Source organism: Cellulomonas cellasea, from assembly GCF_030372105.1.
Taxonomy (GTDB): domain Bacteria; phylum Actinomycetota; class Actinomycetes; order Actinomycetales; family Cellulomonadaceae; genus Cellulomonas_A; species Cellulomonas_A cellasea_A.
Map to the genome: position 1 here is coordinate 255,353 of NZ_JAUDBQ010000003.1, position 16,521 is coordinate 271,873.

9 protein-coding genes and 1 pseudogene are annotated in these 16,521 nt (G+C 68.3%); 7 read left to right on the forward strand and 3 right to left on the reverse strand.

Annotated features, from left to right (window positions below):
* Window positions 1-26: 26 nt before the first annotated feature.
* On the forward strand, window positions 27-2,264 hold the full coding sequence (nrdD, locus tag QUV83_RS04940; protein WP_289563054.1) for an anaerobic ribonucleoside-triphosphate reductase: 2,238 nt from the start codon (window positions 27-29) through the stop codon (window positions 2,262-2,264).
* Between the two features lies 1 nt (window position 2,265).
* The gene (gene nrdG / locus QUV83_RS04945) at window positions 2,266-2,868 is read left to right on the forward strand and encodes an anaerobic ribonucleoside-triphosphate reductase activating protein (RefSeq protein ID WP_289563055.1); all 603 of its coding nucleotides are present in this window, start codon (window positions 2,266-2,268) and stop codon (window positions 2,866-2,868) included.
* 44 nt (window positions 2,869-2,912) lie between these two features.
* On the opposite strand, the pseudogene QUV83_RS04950 reads toward nrdG, so the two are convergent.
* A pseudogene (locus QUV83_RS04950) lies at window positions 2,913-3,091 on the reverse strand (23S rRNA (adenine(2503)-C(2))-methyltransferase RlmN); the annotation flags it as partial.
* Window positions 3,092-3,317: 226 nt separating this feature from the next.
* Entirely contained in the window at window positions 3,318-6,227 is a 2,910-nt protein-coding gene (locus QUV83_RS04955; RefSeq protein WP_289563056.1) for an NACHT domain-containing protein, read from the reverse strand.
* Window positions 6,228-6,877: 650 nt separating this feature from the next.
* On the opposite strand from QUV83_RS04955, the gene QUV83_RS04960 reads away from it, so the two are divergent.
* Genes QUV83_RS04960 through narI form a run of 5 tightly spaced genes read left to right on the forward strand, consistent with a single transcriptional unit; the run spans window position 6,878 to window position 15,052 of the window.
* A complete protein-coding gene (locus QUV83_RS04960; RefSeq protein ID WP_289563057.1) occupies window positions 6,878-8,185 on the forward strand; it encodes an MFS transporter in 1,308 nt (435 codons plus the stop codon).
* 12 nt (window positions 8,186-8,197) lie between these two features.
* Complete coding sequence (locus tag QUV83_RS04965; RefSeq protein WP_289563058.1) at window positions 8,198-11,944, forward strand: nitrate reductase subunit alpha; 3,747 nt, start codon at window positions 8,198-8,200, stop codon at window positions 11,942-11,944.
* A complete protein-coding gene (gene narH, locus QUV83_RS04970; RefSeq protein ID WP_289563059.1) occupies window positions 11,944-13,635 on the forward strand; it encodes a nitrate reductase subunit beta in 1,692 nt (563 codons plus the stop codon). The genes QUV83_RS04965 and narH overlap by 1 nt, the downstream gene beginning before the upstream one ends.
* Window positions 13,632-14,306, forward strand: a complete 675-nt coding sequence (narJ, locus tag QUV83_RS04975) for a nitrate reductase molybdenum cofactor assembly chaperone (protein WP_289563060.1) — start codon at window positions 13,632-13,634, stop codon at window positions 14,304-14,306. The genes narH and narJ overlap by 4 nt, the downstream gene beginning before the upstream one ends.
* Window positions 14,303-15,052: a respiratory nitrate reductase subunit gamma gene (gene narI, locus QUV83_RS04980; protein WP_289563061.1), complete on the forward strand. Its 750-nt coding sequence runs from the start codon at window positions 14,303-14,305 to the stop codon at window positions 15,050-15,052. Before narJ ends, narI begins: the two co-directional genes overlap by 4 nt.
* A 4-nt stretch (window positions 15,053-15,056) precedes the next feature.
* On the opposite strand, the gene QUV83_RS04985 is transcribed toward narI, so the two are convergent.
* Window positions 15,057-16,521 (reverse strand): multicopper oxidase domain-containing protein (locus QUV83_RS04985; protein WP_289563062.1); only part of this gene is annotated, 1,465 nt, incomplete at its 5' end.

The window sequence follows — 16,521 nt, forward strand, 5'->3', positions numbered from 1 at the left end:
GTCCGACGGCCGAGGAAGGCACCCGCATGCTGCAGACCGAATCGCCCGCGACGACCCCGGAGACCCCGGCGGCTCCGGGAAGGCTGACGGTCAGCAAGCGCGACGGCCGACGGCTGCCGTTCGACGACGAGCGCATCTTCGCGGCGCTCGCCCGCGCGTTCGTCGAGGTCCACGGCGAGCCCACGCCCCTGACCCACCGCACGTTGCGCGACCTGGTCGCGCGGATCAACCGCGAGCTCGCGGCCCGGTTCAGCGTCGACGTGAAGATCTACGAGATCCAGAACGTCGTGGAGCACGTGCTGCTCGACAGCCGCGAGTACGCCGTCGCCGAGGCGTACATCGGCTACCGCATCCAGCGGGACTTCGCGCGCAGCAAGGCCACCGACATCAACCACTCGATCATCAAGTTGATCGACAAGGACCAGTCGATCGTCAACGAGAACGCCAACAAGGACAGCGACGTCTTCAACACCCAGCGCGATCTCACGGCCGGCGCGGTGGGCAAGGCGATCGGTTTGAAGATGCTGCCCCCGCATGTGGCGAACGCCCACCAGAAGGGCGACATCCATTACCACGACCTCGACTACCACCCGTACGCGCCGATGACGAACTGCTGCCTCATCGACTTCCAGACGATGCTCGGCAGGGGCTTCCGCATCGGCAACGCCGAGGTCGAGCCGCCTCGCTCGATCCAGACGGCCACCGCGCAGATCTCGCAGATCATCGCGAACGTCTCCTCGAGCCAGTACGGCGGGTGCTCGGCCAACCGGATCGACGAGCTGCTGGCCCCGTACGCGGAGCGGAACTTCGCGAAGCACCTGGCCGACGCGGAGCGCTGGGTCGCGGACGCGTCGCTGCACCACCAGTACGCCGAGGAGCGCACGCGCAAGGACATCTATGACGCGATGCAGAGCCTCGAGTACGAGATCAACACCCTGTTCACGTCCAACGGGCAGACGCCGTTCACGTCGCTCGGCTTCGGGCTGGGCACCAACTGGTTCGAGCGCGAGATCCAGCGGGCGATCCTGCAGATCCGCATCGACGGCCTGGGCAGCGAGAAGCGCACCGCGATCTTCCCCAAGCTGATCTTCACGCTCAAGCGCGGCCTCAACCTGGACGCGGGCGACCCGAACTACGACATCAAGCAGCTCGCGCTCGAGTGCTCGACCAAGCGCATGTACCCCGACGTGCTGAGCTACGACAAGATCGTCGAGCTCACGGGCAGCTTCAAGGTGCCGATGGGGTGCCGGTCGTTCCTGCAGGGATGGCAGGACGCCGATGGGAACGACGTGTCCGAGGGCCGGATGAACCTGGGCGTCGTTACCCTCAACCTGCCGCGTATCGCCCTCGAGGCGCAGGGCAGCACCGAGCGGTTCTGGAGCCTCCTCGACGAGCGCCTGGCCATCGCGCGCGACGCGCTGCTCTTCCGGATCGCCCGCTGCAAGGAGGCATCGCCCGAGAACGCGCCGATCCTCTACATCTACGGCGCCTTCGGCGAGCGGCTCGCGGCAGGCGACTCGGTCGACGCGCTGTTCAAGGACGGCCGCGCGACGGTGTCACTCGGCTTCATCGGACTGTACGAGGTCGCGGCGGCGTTCTTCGGCGGCGCGTGGGAGGGCAACCCGGAGGCGAAGGAGTTCACGCTCGACATCCTGCGGACCCTGCACTCCAGCACCAGCGCGTGGAGCCGCGAGAACGGCTACCAGTTCAGCGTGTACTCGACGCCGAGCGAGAGCCTGACGGACCGGTTCTGCCGGCTCGACAAGGCCAAGTTCGGGTCCGTGGCGGACATCACCGACAAGGACTACTACACGAACAGCTTCCACTACGACGTGCGCAAGAGCCCCACGCCGTTCGAGAAGCTGGACTTCGAGATGGACTACCCGGCCTACGCGTCGGGCGGGTTCATCCACTACTGCGAGTACCCGGTGCTGCAGCAGAACCCCCGCGCGCTCGAGGCCGTGTGGGACTACGCCTACGACCGCGTCGGCTACCTGGGCACGAACACGCCGATCGACCGCTGCTACGCCTGCGGCTACTCGGGCGACTTCGACGCGACGGCACGCGGTTTCGAGTGCCCCGAGTGCGGCAACGCCGACCCGCTGACCTGCGACGTCGTCAAGCGCACCTGCGGCTATCTCGGCAACCCGCAGGCCCGGCCCATGGTGCACGGCCGGCACACCGAGATCGCCTCGCGGGTCAAGCACATGACCGGCGCCGTCGGCGGGGTCCCTGCCCAGCCGTCCGCGCCCGACCAGGGCTGAGGTGCGGACCCCGCTCCCCCGCGAGTGGCTGTCCGAGAAGCTCAGCCAGGGCCACGTCGGGGACTACAAGCCCTTCCAGTTCGTCGACGGCGAGGGCGTGCGGTGCAGCCTGTACGTCAGCGGCTGCCTGTTCGCCTGCGACGGCTGCTTCAACGAGGCGACCTGGAGCTTCCGCTACGGGCGGCCGTACACCGAGGAGCTCGAAGACCGGATCCTGGCGGATCTGGGCCACGAGTCGGTGCAGGGACTGACCCTGCTGGGCGGCGAGCCGTTCCTCAACACCGGCGTATGCCTGCGGCTGATCGCGCGCATGCGCCGGGAGCTCGGCCACGCCAAGGACGTGTGGGCGTGGTCGGGCTACACGTTCGAGGAGCTGCTCGCCGACAGCGACGACAAGATCGCGCTGCTGCACGAGGTGGACGTTCTGGTGGACGGGCCGTTCCGTCGCGAGCTGCGCGACCCGGGGCTGCAGTTCCGGGGCAGCAGCAACCAGCGGATCGTGGACGTGCGGGCCTCGCTCGCCGCGGGCGAGGTGCGGCTGTGGGAGCGCCGGACCGACGCGTCGACCACCTTCGAGCAGGTCGAGCGGCGGCCGTTGATCTAGCGCGTCCGCACAACACCTCCGACGCGCGCCCATACGCGCTAGCGTCGCCGCGCCTGATCGTTCATGTACTTGATCAGCACGAACTCGATCGCCACCCGCCGACCGGTCACCTCGAAGTAGTGATAGGCCGGACGTCGAACGTCTCGTCCACGCTGTATCGGGTGTTGATCGGGATCAGCGAGACGCGCGGCTCGTCGTCCGGGGTGTGCAGCGACACCGCGACCACCCCTCTCCCAAGCGTCGAGGCACGGTCGTCGGAGCCAGACCTTGCAACTGACAAACTCCGACGGCCGCGCACCCCGACAGGACTCTGCATCCCGAAATGCCAACCGCTCGAGCCGGGCCGTCTCTACATTCTCTGCCGAGTCATTCTGATCCAAACCCAAAAGAACGGCCCAACTAGGCAACAGATCATACCATTCACAACAGACTGAACTACCCGGCCGCCGTCAAAACGACATCTCGTCGTCAAACTCATCATGTTCGACCGCTATAAGGTGGACGCGCCCACTAGCCCACTCGTCCGCCCAACGAGGCAAGCCGAATCGACGCATCTCGCCGCGGGCGGCCTCAACAAGCCCAGTGCGGTTCGCCACCCCGGGGCGCCTGCCGGCCGCAGCGACCACGAGATCAAAACCCGCAAGGTTTGCGAGTGCAACCGCCGCCTGTTCCGCCAGATCCGAGGCAGATTCAAATACCACCATAGCGAGCACCCCGATTCCGCGCCGTATCGAGACACTCCAACCCGATGGATCCACGATCCGCCGAAACTCGTCGAGTTCGCGAAAGTAGTCCATCCCGTCATCAAATCCGAACCGCTCTGCTTGTGACACGTTGGGTAGTTGAGCAAGAATCTCAGCCCGCCCAGGGTGTCCTTCGTTGTCGCGCTGGGCAAGTTCATGCACAGCGAACAGAACCTTACTCCGAGTCCGCATTCCGCGGCCGAGACTCAAATAGGCGCCCAACTCGTCGCCCTCTAGACTGTTACTATCGAAACCCTCTTTCCAGAAATAGAGTCGGCTAACAGGGCCCGGTGCGAAGCCAGGCTCTTCCCGCAGTAGTTGCCAGAGGTCAGTGAGTTGGGGGACCCATTCTTGCGACTCACTCGTATTCGCATCTCGCCGAAGCACCACTTGAGCCCAACGCTCAAGAAAGTCCGCGGCCCATCGTCGACGTACTGACTCTTCGCCAAGCGGCGTCTCAATCTCGGGATCACCAGCCAAATGTGCAACAAGGCGGTTTCGCTGATCACGCGGGAGTCGCATCATCTCGAGCAGCACTCCATACGTGTCTGCGCTTTGGCTCGCTAATGCCTCGAGACACTCCTTGAATAGCGGCTCGATGAACGACGCAGGGAGTGTGAGTACCCCGGCAAGACGAACCCGAAGGGCCAGGTATGTGCCCACGTGGCGGCGGCCGAGCTTTCGCTCGTATGCTTCGATACCGCGAATGACGGCCCGGCCCTGACCTCTTCGAGCATATTCCGCCGATTGAACGACTAGTTCAGGCACGACCGAACTGCCGTTCTCTCGGTACGCGTTCAAGACGTGATGGACAAGCACATCAGTGTCGGCGGAACTGCGTGCCAAACCTTCTGCCGCAAAGTACTCCATAAACGTTCGGTGTGTGAACGTGTACAACTTCTCGCCATTCTCGTTCATTGTCACCCAAGTCAGGAGCCATGCGCGGCCCGAACAGTAGTCAATAAACGACGCGGCTCTGCGTCTGGCCTCGGATGGGAGGACCCCGGCGGTATCTACGAAAAAATGCTGCACCACGGCCTCGAGTTGGCGCTGCTCGACGCCAGCCTGAGCCGACGCTGATTTAAAGTACCACAAGGCAATTTCTTGCATTAGGTCTTGACCGTGTTGCACCTGGTCGACGGGTTGAGTGATCCGACGCATCGGGTCCCACCGATTAAACAGCAAGTCAGCACATTCGGCGTAAACTTGCCGCCTGTTTCGCGGCACGTGGCCGCGAGCTCGGTACAGGGCGCAAATGAGAGAAAGCATGAGCGGGTTTGAGCGCAGGTCAGGTATTGTGTCAAGTTCGCCGTAGAAGACCTCGACGTCTCCTTCATAGCTGAGATTCTGCCTGAACCAAATCCGCGCGTATTCCATGATCTGAGTGTCCGTGAAGTCCAGAAGGGCGAGAACTTTGAACGCGGCACTCAAAGCCGCCTGTTCGTACCCCACAACCCTGCTGGTTACAATCACGCTTGTCAGTGGGAATCTGTGGGAGAAAGCATCTATCGCCGCGGTGACTATGCGTCGCCGAGGCAAGTCCAGTGCCTCATCGAGTCCGTCAAAGAGAACCGTTGCTCTCCCAAGGGTGAGCATTGCCTCGATTTCATCCACGCCTACATCATGCATCTGAAGGTCGCGTCGAATGGCGGCAACGATTTCGTCAATCAGTACCGGCCTGTCCGACGAAAACTCTCTGATGCGCACCAAAAGCGGTACACGAACCCCGTCTTCCGTCGCCACTTGTCGAACAACATGCTGCATCAGGGTCGACTTGCCTGCGCCTGGCGCGCCGGTTATGACGAATCGACCACGGCGCGTCAGATCGAGCGCGACATCGGTTTGAATCGTCTCGCCTTCTGCCGTGCGGACTGCCCGCGAGATATATATGCTGTCGAACAGCAGGCGCGCCGTACCCTCTCGAGGCGCACTCTCGAGCGTGTGCTCTAGTCGCATGTCGGTGTGCACTTGCACATAGTGCGCGTTTATGTCGCTTCCGAATGAGTATGCTCGCTCTAGCCGAGTTGGATCTCGGAGGATGCTGGCAAGGTCCCTCAGGAATCTTGGTGCTTTAATGCTCTCCTGGTCGAGTTTGCCGTGCACGTCCATTCGAGCAAGGCGGTTCAGTTCGTCAGGATCGAGCAAGTCATGTATCTCGCTCGCCATGACGACGGAGTCTAGATATTCTGTGAGGTTCACCCACAGGTATTCGATAGCAGCCGCCGATGCACCCAACTCATCGACTCTACTCAAGTGCCGTTTGAAATCGTCGCGCACCTCTTCGATAAAGGCCAATTCCGCGGGTGCATCGCCGTGCACCGGCGCGAGAATACGCGCAAATACGTAAGCTTCCGTGAGGGCCGAGACATACGGGCCCTCCATGACTGCGACCAGTCTGTTGGCGTCGGCGAGTTGAATGATGACCGAGCCATCATCAGTCAAGGTCACCTCCGGGCCGCGATCGACAGATTGTTCGGCTGATGCTCTGCCGAGCATGCGACCTGCACCCATGACAGCAGACGTTGCCACGTTGCCTACAACGGTGGTCAAGATCGACAATGTCGCGGCGTCCACATCTGCCCCTTCGCTCAACTCCGGCCCTTCGTTGTCCGTCACCATAGAGCCTGGTCAACCGCTGGCAGGATCGGCATACCGGTACTGCAGGCCGTGTTCTGACGTCGTGCGCCTCCGCGACGTTCGGCCGACCGGACAATCCAGACGCTCTCTCCTGGCGACCGGCACTGTGCTCGCTGGGCCACGTTGCTACTTGGAGGGCCCATCGGATTGCTTCCGACGCCCGGCCCGACCGCGGTCATCGACACCCGCCCCTCGCGATGTTGACGAGGGCAAGAGGGGCCGCACCGCCAATCGCCGACTGGATTACCCGCTGGAGGTGTCGCCCGAGTACCGGGAGCGGGCGACCTCTTGACTCTGACGCGCTCGCGCCGATCGCCGCACCAGCGCTCCGCGTGGCGGATGCCAGCGGAAGAACTGCCCGGCGGCCTTCGCCGGCACGTTGCTCTGAGGTCGCCCGCGCCTACGCCGGATAGAGGCGCGTGCAGAGCCCTTCTCGGGGCGTAGGACGGCTGTTGGATCGCGGGATGGATGTTGGGTCGGACGGCTGGCACGACCGTGTGAACCAATCCCGGATGCCCTGGAAGGCGGTGAGAGATTTTCCACGGTCTACGGGTTCGCACCCCTGGTGAGCACCACGCCATCCTGGCCCCGACCGGACCAGGACGGCTGCCGCCACAAGGGAGTTGCAGATGGCCGCACAGACGAGCACGACCCGTGATCTGACCAGCTGGGATCCCGAGAACGCGGACACCTGGGACCGCCGGCTGGCGTGGCGGACGCTGTCGATCACCACGTACAACCTGACCCTCGCGTTCGCCGTCTGGTACCTGGTGTCCGCGATCGCCCCGCGGCTCACGATGATCGGCTTCGACCTCAGCCCTGGCCAGCTGTACTGGCTGGTCGCGGTGCCGGGCCTGGCCGGTGGGCTCATGCGGCTGGTGTTCATGTTCCTGCCGCCGGTGCTCGGCACCCGGACGTTGGTCGGGGGCAGCGCGACGCTGCTGCTGATCCCGATGATCGGTTGGACGCTCGCGGTCCGGGATGCCACGACCTCGTACGGCGTGCTGATCCTGCTGGCCGCCGCCACCGGGATCGGCGGTGGCGCGTTCGCCGGCTTCATGCCGTCGACGAGCTACTTCTTCCCGCGGCGGATGTCCGGCACGGCGCTGGGACTCCAGGCGGGCCTGGGCAACTTCGGGGTCAGCCTCATCCAGTTCCTGGTGCCGTGGGTGGTCGGCTTCGGCCTGCTCGGCACGGCGGCGCTCACCCCGCAGACCACCGTCGACGGCGGGCAGCTATGGCTGCACAACGCCGGGCTGGTGCTCATCCCGTGGGTGCTGGCCGGCATCGTGATGGCGGCGCTGTTCCTGCGCCGCGTGCCCGTCACGGCGAACTTCCGGCAGCAGTTGGACATCTTCTCCAACCGCGACACGTGGCTCATGACGGCCATCTACACGATGACGTTCGGGGCGTTCTCGGGCTTCGCCGCGCAGCTCGGCCTGCTGATCCTCAACGAGTACGGCCACTTCGCCGACGCCCCCGACCCGCTGAAGTTCGCCTTCCTCGGCCCGCTGCTCGGGTCGCTGACCCGGGCCGCGTGGGGGCCGTTGTGCGACAGGTTCGGCGGCGCGGTGTGGACGCTCGTGGCGGGCATCGGCATGACCGCGAGCACAGTGTTCACGCTGTTCTTCCTGGACCCGCACGACGTCGGCCAGTTCACCTGGTTCCTGGCGGGGATGCTGGCCATCTTCACGTTCGCGGGCATTGGGAACGCGGGGACGTTCAAGCAGATGCCCATGATCTTCGACCGCCGGCAGGCCGGCGGCGTCATCGGCTTCACGTCTGCCATCGCGGCGTTCGGGCCGTTCCTCGTGGGCATGGCCCTGTCCGTGTGGAGCCCGCGGGCGTTCTTCATCGGCGCTGCGGCGTACTTCGCGCTGTGCACCTGGCTGACCTGGTCCAACTACGCGCGGCCCGGCGCACGTCGCCCGAGCTGAGAACGAGGAGCCATGCCCACACCCACCGAATCGCCGCGCACCGCCGGCACGGACAACGCCGCCGTCGACCGGCTGCTGCGCCTCGGCTCGCACCTGCGCCGCGGCGAGGTCTCCGAGGACCTCCGCGCCGTCTTCCTCCAGGGCGGCCGCCAGGGCGACGCGTTCTACCGCGACCGGTGGTCGCACGACAAGGTGGTGCGCTCCACCCACGGCGTGAACTGCACCGGGTCGTGCTCGTGGAAGGTGTACGTCAAGGACGGCATCATCACGTGGGAGACGCAGCAGACCGACTACCCGTCGGTCGGCCCGGACTCCCCCGAGTACGAGCCTCGCGGCTGCCCGCGCGGCGCCGCGTTCTCCTGGTACACGTACTCCCCCACGCGCATCCGCTACCCGTATGTGCGCGGCGTGCTGCTGCAGGCGTACCGCGAGGCCAAGCAGCGCACCGGCGACCCGGTGCTGGCGTGGGCGGAGGTCACATCCGACCCCGAGACCTCACGGGCGTACAAGTCGGCGCGTGGCAAGGGCGGCCTGGTCCGTGCCACATGGGACGAGGCGTCTGAGATCGTCGCCGCCGCGCACGTGCACACCATCAAGGAGTACGGGCCCGACCGGATCGCGGGCTTCTCTCCCATCCCCGCGATGTCGATGGTGTCGCACGGCGCCGGCTCGCGGTTCGTGTCGATGCTGGGCGGCACGATGCTGTCGTTCTACGACTGGTACGCGGACCTGCCGGTCGCCTCGCCGCAGGTCTTCGGCGACCAGACCGACGTCCCGGAGTCCGCCGACTGGTGGAACGCGAGCTACCTGATGATGTGGGGCTCGAACGTCCCCGTGACCCGCACACCCGACGCGCACTTCATGACGGAGGCCCGGTACCGCGGGCAGAAGGTCGTCACCGTCTCGCCGGACTACGCCGACAACAGCAAGTTCGCTGACGAGTGGCTGGCCCCGCACCCCGGCACGGACGGCGCGCTGGCGATCGCGATGGGGCACGTCATCCTGCGCGAGTTCCTGGTCGACCGCCGCACTGAGCAGTTCGCGTCGTACATGACGCGGTTCACCGACGCCCCGCACCTCGTGCGGCTCAAGGCGCGCGAGGACGGCTGGGTGCCGGACAAGTTCCTCACCGGAGACCTGCTCCCCGCCCCCAGCACGGACCGCGACGCGGCGTTCCAGACGGTCGTCCTGGACGCCTCGGGGGAGGCCGTGGTCCCGCCGGGGACGCTCGGGCACCGGTTCGACCCGGAGCAGGCGGGGCGGTGGAACCTCGACCTCGGGGACATCGACCCCGTGCTGTCGGTGGCCGACGCGGCGGACTGGGACGGCGCCGCCGTCGCCATCGACCTGCCGCGCTTCGACGTGGCGCCGCAGCCCGGCGACGAGCACCAGGGCGGCGCCGGGATCGTGCGGCGCGGCGTGCCGGTGCGGCGGATCGGCGACCACCTGGTCACCACGGTCTTCGACCTGATGCTCGCGCAGTACGGCGTGGGGCGGGACGGGCTGCCAGGCGACTGGCCCACGGGCTACGACGACCCGGCCAGCCCGGGCACGCCCGCGTGGCAGGAGGAGATCACCTCGGTGCCCGCCGCGACGGCGGAGCGGATCGGACGGGAGTTCGCCGCGAACGCCGAGGCGTCGGGCGGGCGCTCGATGATCCTCATGGGCGCCGGGACCAACCACTGGTTCCACTCCGACACGATCTACCGCGCGTTCCTCGCCCTGGTGACGATGACCGGGTGCCAGGGCGTCAACGGCGGCGGCTGGGCGCACTACGTGGGCCAGGAGAAGTGCCGGCCCGTCACCGGGTGGGCGCAGTACGCCAACGGCCTGGACTGGTCGCGGCCGCCGCGCCACATGATCAGCACGGCGTTCTGGTACCTCGCGACGGACCAGTGGCGCTACGACGGGCTGCCCGCCGACGCGCTGGCCAGCCCGCTCGCCGAGGGCGCGTTCGCCGGGCGCACCACCGCCGACTGCCTCGTGGAGTCGGCCCGGCGCGGGTGGATGCCCTCCTACCCCACCTTCAACCGCAACCCGCTCGACCTCGTCGACGAGGCCCGCGCGCAGGGCAAGGAGCCCGCACAGCACGTCGTGGACGAGCTCGAGGCCGGGCGGCTGCGGTTCGCCTGCGAGGACCCCGACGACCCCGCGAACTTCCCCCGGGTGCTGACGGTGTGGCGGGCGAACCTGCTCGGCTCGTCCGGCAAGGGCAACGAGTACTTCCTGCGGCACCTGCTGGGCACGGACAACGCGGTGCGGGCGGAGGAGTCCGCGCCGGGACGCCGGCCGGTGAGCATGGAGTGGCATGACGAGGCGCCGCGCGGGAAGCTCGACCTGCTCGTCACCAGTGACTTCCGGATGACCTCCACCACGCTGTTCAGCGACGTCGTGCTGCCGACCGCCACCTGGTACGAGAAGCACGACCTGTCCACCACGGACATGCACCCGTTCGTGCACTCGTTCAACCCCGCGATCGCGCCGCCGTGGCAGACCCGCACCGACTTCGACACGTTCGCCACGCTCGCGCGCGAGGTGCAGCGGCTCGGGGCGGAGCACCTCGGCGTGCGCGAGGACCTCGTGGCGGCGCCGCTGCTGCACGACACCCCCGACGAGCTCAGCACTCCCTACGGCCTGGTGCCCGAGCAGGCCGAGCTGGTGCCGGGCGTCACGATGCCCAAGCTCGTCGTCGTGGAGCGCGACTACACGACCATCGCCGACCGGTGGGAGGCGCTCGGCCCGCTGACCGCCAAGGCCGGGATGGTGACGAAGGGCGTCACGTACTCGCCGGAGCCGGAGGTCGAGGCGCTCGGGCGGCTCAACGGGACGGTCACCGCGGGCCCGACAGCGGGGCGGCCACGCCTGGCGACCGCGCAGCACGTGTGCGAGACGATCCTGGCACTGTCCGGCACCACGAACGGCCGCCTCGCGGTCCAGGGCTTCCAGCAGATGGAGAGGCGCACCGGCACCGAGCTGGCGTCCCTCGCCCGTGACCACGAGGGCGAGCGGATCCGGTTCGCCGACGTGCAGGCGCGCCCGGTGCCCGTGATCACGTCGCCCGAGTGGTCGGGCTCCGAGCACGGCGGGCGCCGATACTCGCCGTTCACCATCAACGTCGAGCACCTCAAGCCCTGGCACACGCTCACCGGCCGCCAGCACTTCTACCTCGACCACGACTGGATGACCGAGCTCGGCGAGAACCTGCCCGTCTACCGCCCGCCACTCGACCTGCACCGGCTGTTCGGCGACGCACGGCCCGGGTCCACCGACCCCAGCGGCACGCCGGGCTCCGAGGGGACGGCGGAGGTGGCCGTGCGGTACCTGACCCCGCACTCCAAGTGGTCGATCCACTCCGAGTACCAGGACAACCTCTTCATGCTGTCGCTCTCCCGGGGCGGCCCGACCATCTGGATGTCCCCGCAGGACGCGACGACCATCGGGGTGCGCGACAACGAGTGGATCGAGGCGTACAACCGCAACGGCGTCGTCGTCGCCCGCGCGATCGTCTCCCACCGCATGCCGGCCGGGACGGTGTACATGTACCACGCCAAGGACCGCACCGTGGATGTGCCGCGGTCGGAGACGTCGGGGCTGCGCGGCGGCATCCACAACTCCCTCACCCGGGTGCTGCTCAAACCGAGCCACCTCATCGGCGGCTACGCGCAACTGTCCTTCGCGTTCAACTACCTGGGGCCCACGGGCAACCAGCGTGACGAGGTCACCGTGATCCGCCGTCGTTCGCAGGAGGTGCAGTACTGATGCGCGTCATGGCCCAGATGTCGATGGTGATGAACCTGGATAAGTGCATCGGGTGCCACACCTGCTCGGTGACCTGCAAGCAGGCGTGGACGAACCGCACCGGCGTGGAGTACGCGTGGTTCAACAACGTCGAGACCCGCCCGGGCGTCGGCTACCCGCGCCGATACGAGGACCAGGACCGGTGGCGCGGCGGGTGGGTGCGCACGCGCGGCGGCCGGCTCAAGCTCCGGGCCGGCGGGCGGTTCAGCAAGCTCGCGCACATCTTCTCCAACCCGACGCTTCCGGGGATCGACGACTACTACGAGCCGTGGACGTACGACTACGACACGCTCCTGTCGGCGCCCCTGGGCGAGCACACCCCTGTCGCCCGCCCCAAGTCCCTGCTGACCGGCGAGGACATGCAGATCCGCTGGTCGGCGAACTGGGACGACGACCTCGGCGGCTCGGGCGAGACGATGGCCGACGACCCGGTGCTCGCGACCATGAGCACACAGGTCAAGGCCGAGTTCGAATCGGCGTTCATGTTCTACCTGCCGCGCATCTGCGAGCACTGCCTCAACCCGTCCTGTGTGGCGTCGTGCCCGTCGGGCGCGATGTACAAGCGCTCCGAGGACGGCATCGTGCTGGTCGACCAGGACGCGTGCCGCGGTTGGCGCATGTGCGTGACCGGCTGCCCGTACAAGAAGGTCTACTTCAACCACGCCACGGGCAAGGCCGAGAAGTGCACGATGTGCTACCCGCGGCTCGAGGTCGGGCTGCCCACCGTGTGCTCGGAGACCTGCGTCGGGCGGCTGCGCTACCTCGGCCTCGTGCTGTACGACGCCGACCGGGTGCTGGAGGCCGCGAGCGTCGAGGACCCTGCCCAGCTGCTCGACGCCCAGCGCTCGGTCTTCCTCGACCCGCACGACCCCGAGGTGGTCCGTGCGGCCCGCGAGGCCGGCATCCCCGAGGACTGGATCGCCGCCGCCCAGGCGTCGCCGATCTGGTCGCTGATCTCGGAGTACCAGGTCGCCCTGCCGCTGCACCCGGAGTACCGGACGATGCCGATGGTCTGGTACATCCCCCCGCTGTCCCCCGTGGTCGACGTGGTGGCCGGATCGGGCGCCGACGGCGAGGACGCGCCCACCCTGTTCGCCGCGATCGACCGGCTGCGCATCCCGGTCGAGTACCTCGCGGGGCTGTTCACCGCCGGTGACACCGAGCCCGTGACCGCGTCGCTGCAACGGCTCGCCGCGATGCGGGCCCACATGCGCAACGTCAACCTCGGTGTCGAGCAGGATCCGCGCATCGCGGCCGCCGTCGGCATGGACGCCACGAGCATCGAGGCGATGTACCGGCTGCTGGCCATCGCGAAGTACGAGGACCGGTACGTCATCCCGGCCGCGCACGCCGAGGGGGCGCGCGCCCTCGAGGAGATCGCCAGCGGGTGCTCGCTCGACGGCGAGGGCGGGCCCGGCATGGGCGGCGGCCCAGCCGGGCCGTTCGGCGCCGCGAGCGGGCGCCCCGTCCGCGCGACGGTCGAGACCTTCCACGCGCTGCGCGACCGGCAGCGCGCCGAGGGTCCCGCCGACCAGGGGGCCCCGGCCCGCGTCAACCTGCTCAACTGGGACGGCGGCGGCGCACCGCCCGGGCTGTTCCCGCCCGCGCCCGACCAGGCCGGGTACGGCCAGGGACCCGAGGCGCGATCATGACGCGCACCGCCCTGCCGTTCCTGACCCCGGTGCCGACCACGAGCGCGCAGCGCGCGGTCGCGCACATGACGGCGGCCCTGCTGCTCGACTACCCCACTGCCGACCTGCGGGACGGGTTCACGACGCTGCGCGCCACGGCGGCAGACCTGCCGAGACGGGTGGAGAAAGCGATCTGCTCGTTCCTCGACCGGGTGGACGCGTGGGACCTCGCCCAGCACGAGGCCGAGTACGTCCGCACGTTCGACCTCAAACGACGCTGCGCGCTGTACCTGACCTTCTACGCCGCCGGCGACACCCGACGGCGCGGCATGGCGCTCGTGACCTTCATCGAGGCGTACCGGGCATGTGGCTGGCAGCCGCCCGCCGACGAGCTCCCCGACTACCTGCCCGCGGTGCTCGAGCTGTGCGCGCGCGAGCCCGGCGAGGTCAGCGACCTGCTGCTGGGCGCCCACCGCGACGGCCTCGAGGTGCTGCGTTCTGCCCTGCACGATCTGCGCAGCCCGTACGCCGACGTGCTCGACGCGGTCTGCCTGACCCTGCCGCAAGTGGACGCCGCGACCGCCGAGCGCTTCACCGCGCTGGTCGCGGCCGGCCCTCCGCAGGAGATGGTCGGGCTGTCCACCCCCCTGCTCCCCTTTCCCACGACCCGACCTGTGGAGGCGCTCTCGTGAACACCTGGGACACCGTCTTGTGGGTCGTCGTGCCCTACGTCGCGGCCGCCGTGTTCGTCGTCGGGCACGTGTGGCGCTACCGCTACGACCAGTTCGGCTGGACCACGCGCTCCTCGCAGGTCTACGAGAACCGCCTGCTGCGCTGGGGGTCGCCGATGTTCCACATCGGGATCCTCATGGTCATCGCCGGGCACGTCGTGGGGCTCCTGATCCCGCGCGGCTGGCTCGAGGCGATCGGCGTGACCGAGCACCTGTACCACCTGGGCGCGACATGGATGGGCACCACGGCCGCCGTGCTGACCCTCGCCGGGCTGGCGATCCTCGTCTACCGCAGGCGCACCGTCACCCGGGTGTTCACCGCGACCACCCGCATGGACAAGGTCATGTACGTGAGCCTCGGGGCGACGCTGGCGTTCGGGACGGCCGCGACGGTGCTGTTCCAGGTCTTCGGCGACGCGTACGACTACCGGGGGTCGATCGCGCCGTGGGTGCGCGGGCTCTTCTCGCTGCGGCCCGACGCGGCACTCATGGCCGACGTGCCGCTGATGTTCCAGCTGCACGTGCTCAGCGCGACGCTCCTGTTCTTGCTGTGGCCGTTCACCCGGCTGGTGCACGTGTTCTCCGCGCCGCTGGGCTACGTGGTCCGGCCGTACATCGTCTACCGGTCCCGCGACGAGCAGATCGGCTCGCGGGCCGTGCGCCCGGGCTGGGAGCGCTCGGAGCGTCCCGGATCGCGCCGGCGCTGACCGCTCACCCGTCCGTGACGAGGAACCGGCCGCTGGCGCCCGACTCCGCGTCGCTCATCGCATGGGTCACGAACGGGTAGGTCCCAGCCTCCGGGAAGTCGAGCTCGACGAACCCGCCCTCAGCGGGCTGCAGCGCGAGCACCTGGGAGCCCCCAGTGCCGGTTGAGCCGCCGTCCCGCAGCACCCAGTCACCCTCGCGGTACACCGAGCTGAACTGGCCCCCCACCACGTGGAACGCGCTCGGCCGGTTCGGCCCGGCGTCGAGCACCCAGATCCGCACGCTGTCGCCGGTCCGCACCTCGAGCGGGCGGTGGCGGTACTGGTGCGCGTACCCGTTGAACACCACCAGGTCGGCATCACCGTCGGCCACCTTGGCCGCGTCCGCCTCCCCGCCCTGCGGGCCGAGGTACAGCTCGGACTGGACCAACAGGTACTCGTGGTCCACCGCCGGAAGGCCGGGCGGGTCGATGATGACGGCGCCGAACATGCCGCTCGCGATGTGCAGGCTCATGGGCGCGGTGGAGCAGTGGTACATCCAGATGCCGCTGCGGTTCGCGGTGAACGTGTAGGTGAGCGTCTCGCCCGGGGCGATCGTGCGCATCACCTCGTCCGGCGACAGGGCGCCCGCGTGGAAGTCGAGCGAGTGCCCGATGCCGCCCTCGTTGACGAGGGTCACCACGAACGTGTCCCCGACGCGGCCGCGCAGCACCGGCCCGGGCACGGCGCCATTGAAGGTCCAGGCGAGCTGCGTCACCCCGGGGGCGACCTCGCGCTCGGCCTCCTGGGCACGCAGCGTCACGTGATGGGTGGTGGCGCCGCCGACCGTGTGCGCCGTTCCGCCGGACTGCTCGACGCCGGAGAGGGCCGCAGGGGCCAGGACGGCGTCCCAGGCCCGGAAGTCCGCGTCCGGCTCGGCGCCGGGGTCGAGGTCGTCGGCGGCGTCCGTCGCGTCGGAGGCCTGGCCGTGCTGGTGCTCGACAGCGGGTGGCGCGGCCTCGGCGGCGGAGCCGGTGACCACGATCTCCAGGGTCATCCCCATGAGCCTGTGCCCCGCCACGGAGCACCATCCGTCGGTGTCGGAGGCGACGACGCCCGCGTCCACGGTGGTGGTCTCCCCCGGTTCGAGCCGCCCCGAGGTGGCGCCGGACGCCAGCACCAGGTCGTGCACCGCGGAGTCGCCGTTGGTCAGCTCGATGACGAGCCGGTCGCCGGCGGGCACCTCGACCTCCCGCGGGCTGAAGCGCATGTCCAGCGCCGTGACCTGCACTGTCGTCGTGCCGCCCGTGGCGACGACCGACGATCCCGCCGATGAGGAGGCGGCGTCCGTCAGGCCGGCCGCGACCGGGTCCATCGCGACGCCGACGACCACGGCGAGGAGCAGGCCGCCCACCGCGGCTGCGGCGCCTCCCCGGGGGCGGCCGGCCCGGGCCCTTATACACATCCGACGCCGCCGACGACCCCCTACGTGC

Coding starts and splice junctions, on each gene's coding strand:
- nrdD (WP_289563054.1), top strand. CDS start 27: ATGCTGCAGACCGAATCGCCCGCGACGACCCCGGAGACCCCGGCGGCT.
- QUV83_RS04960 (WP_289563057.1), top strand. CDS start 6,878: ATGGCCGCACAGACGAGCACGACCCGTGATCTGACCAGCTGGGATCCC.
- QUV83_RS04965 (WP_289563058.1), top strand. CDS start 8,198: ATGCCCACACCCACCGAATCGCCGCGCACCGCCGGCACGGACAACGCC.
- narH (WP_289563059.1), top strand. CDS start 11,944: ATGCGCGTCATGGCCCAGATGTCGATGGTGATGAACCTGGATAAGTGC.
- narJ (WP_289563060.1), top strand. CDS start 13,632: ATGACGCGCACCGCCCTGCCGTTCCTGACCCCGGTGCCGACCACGAGC.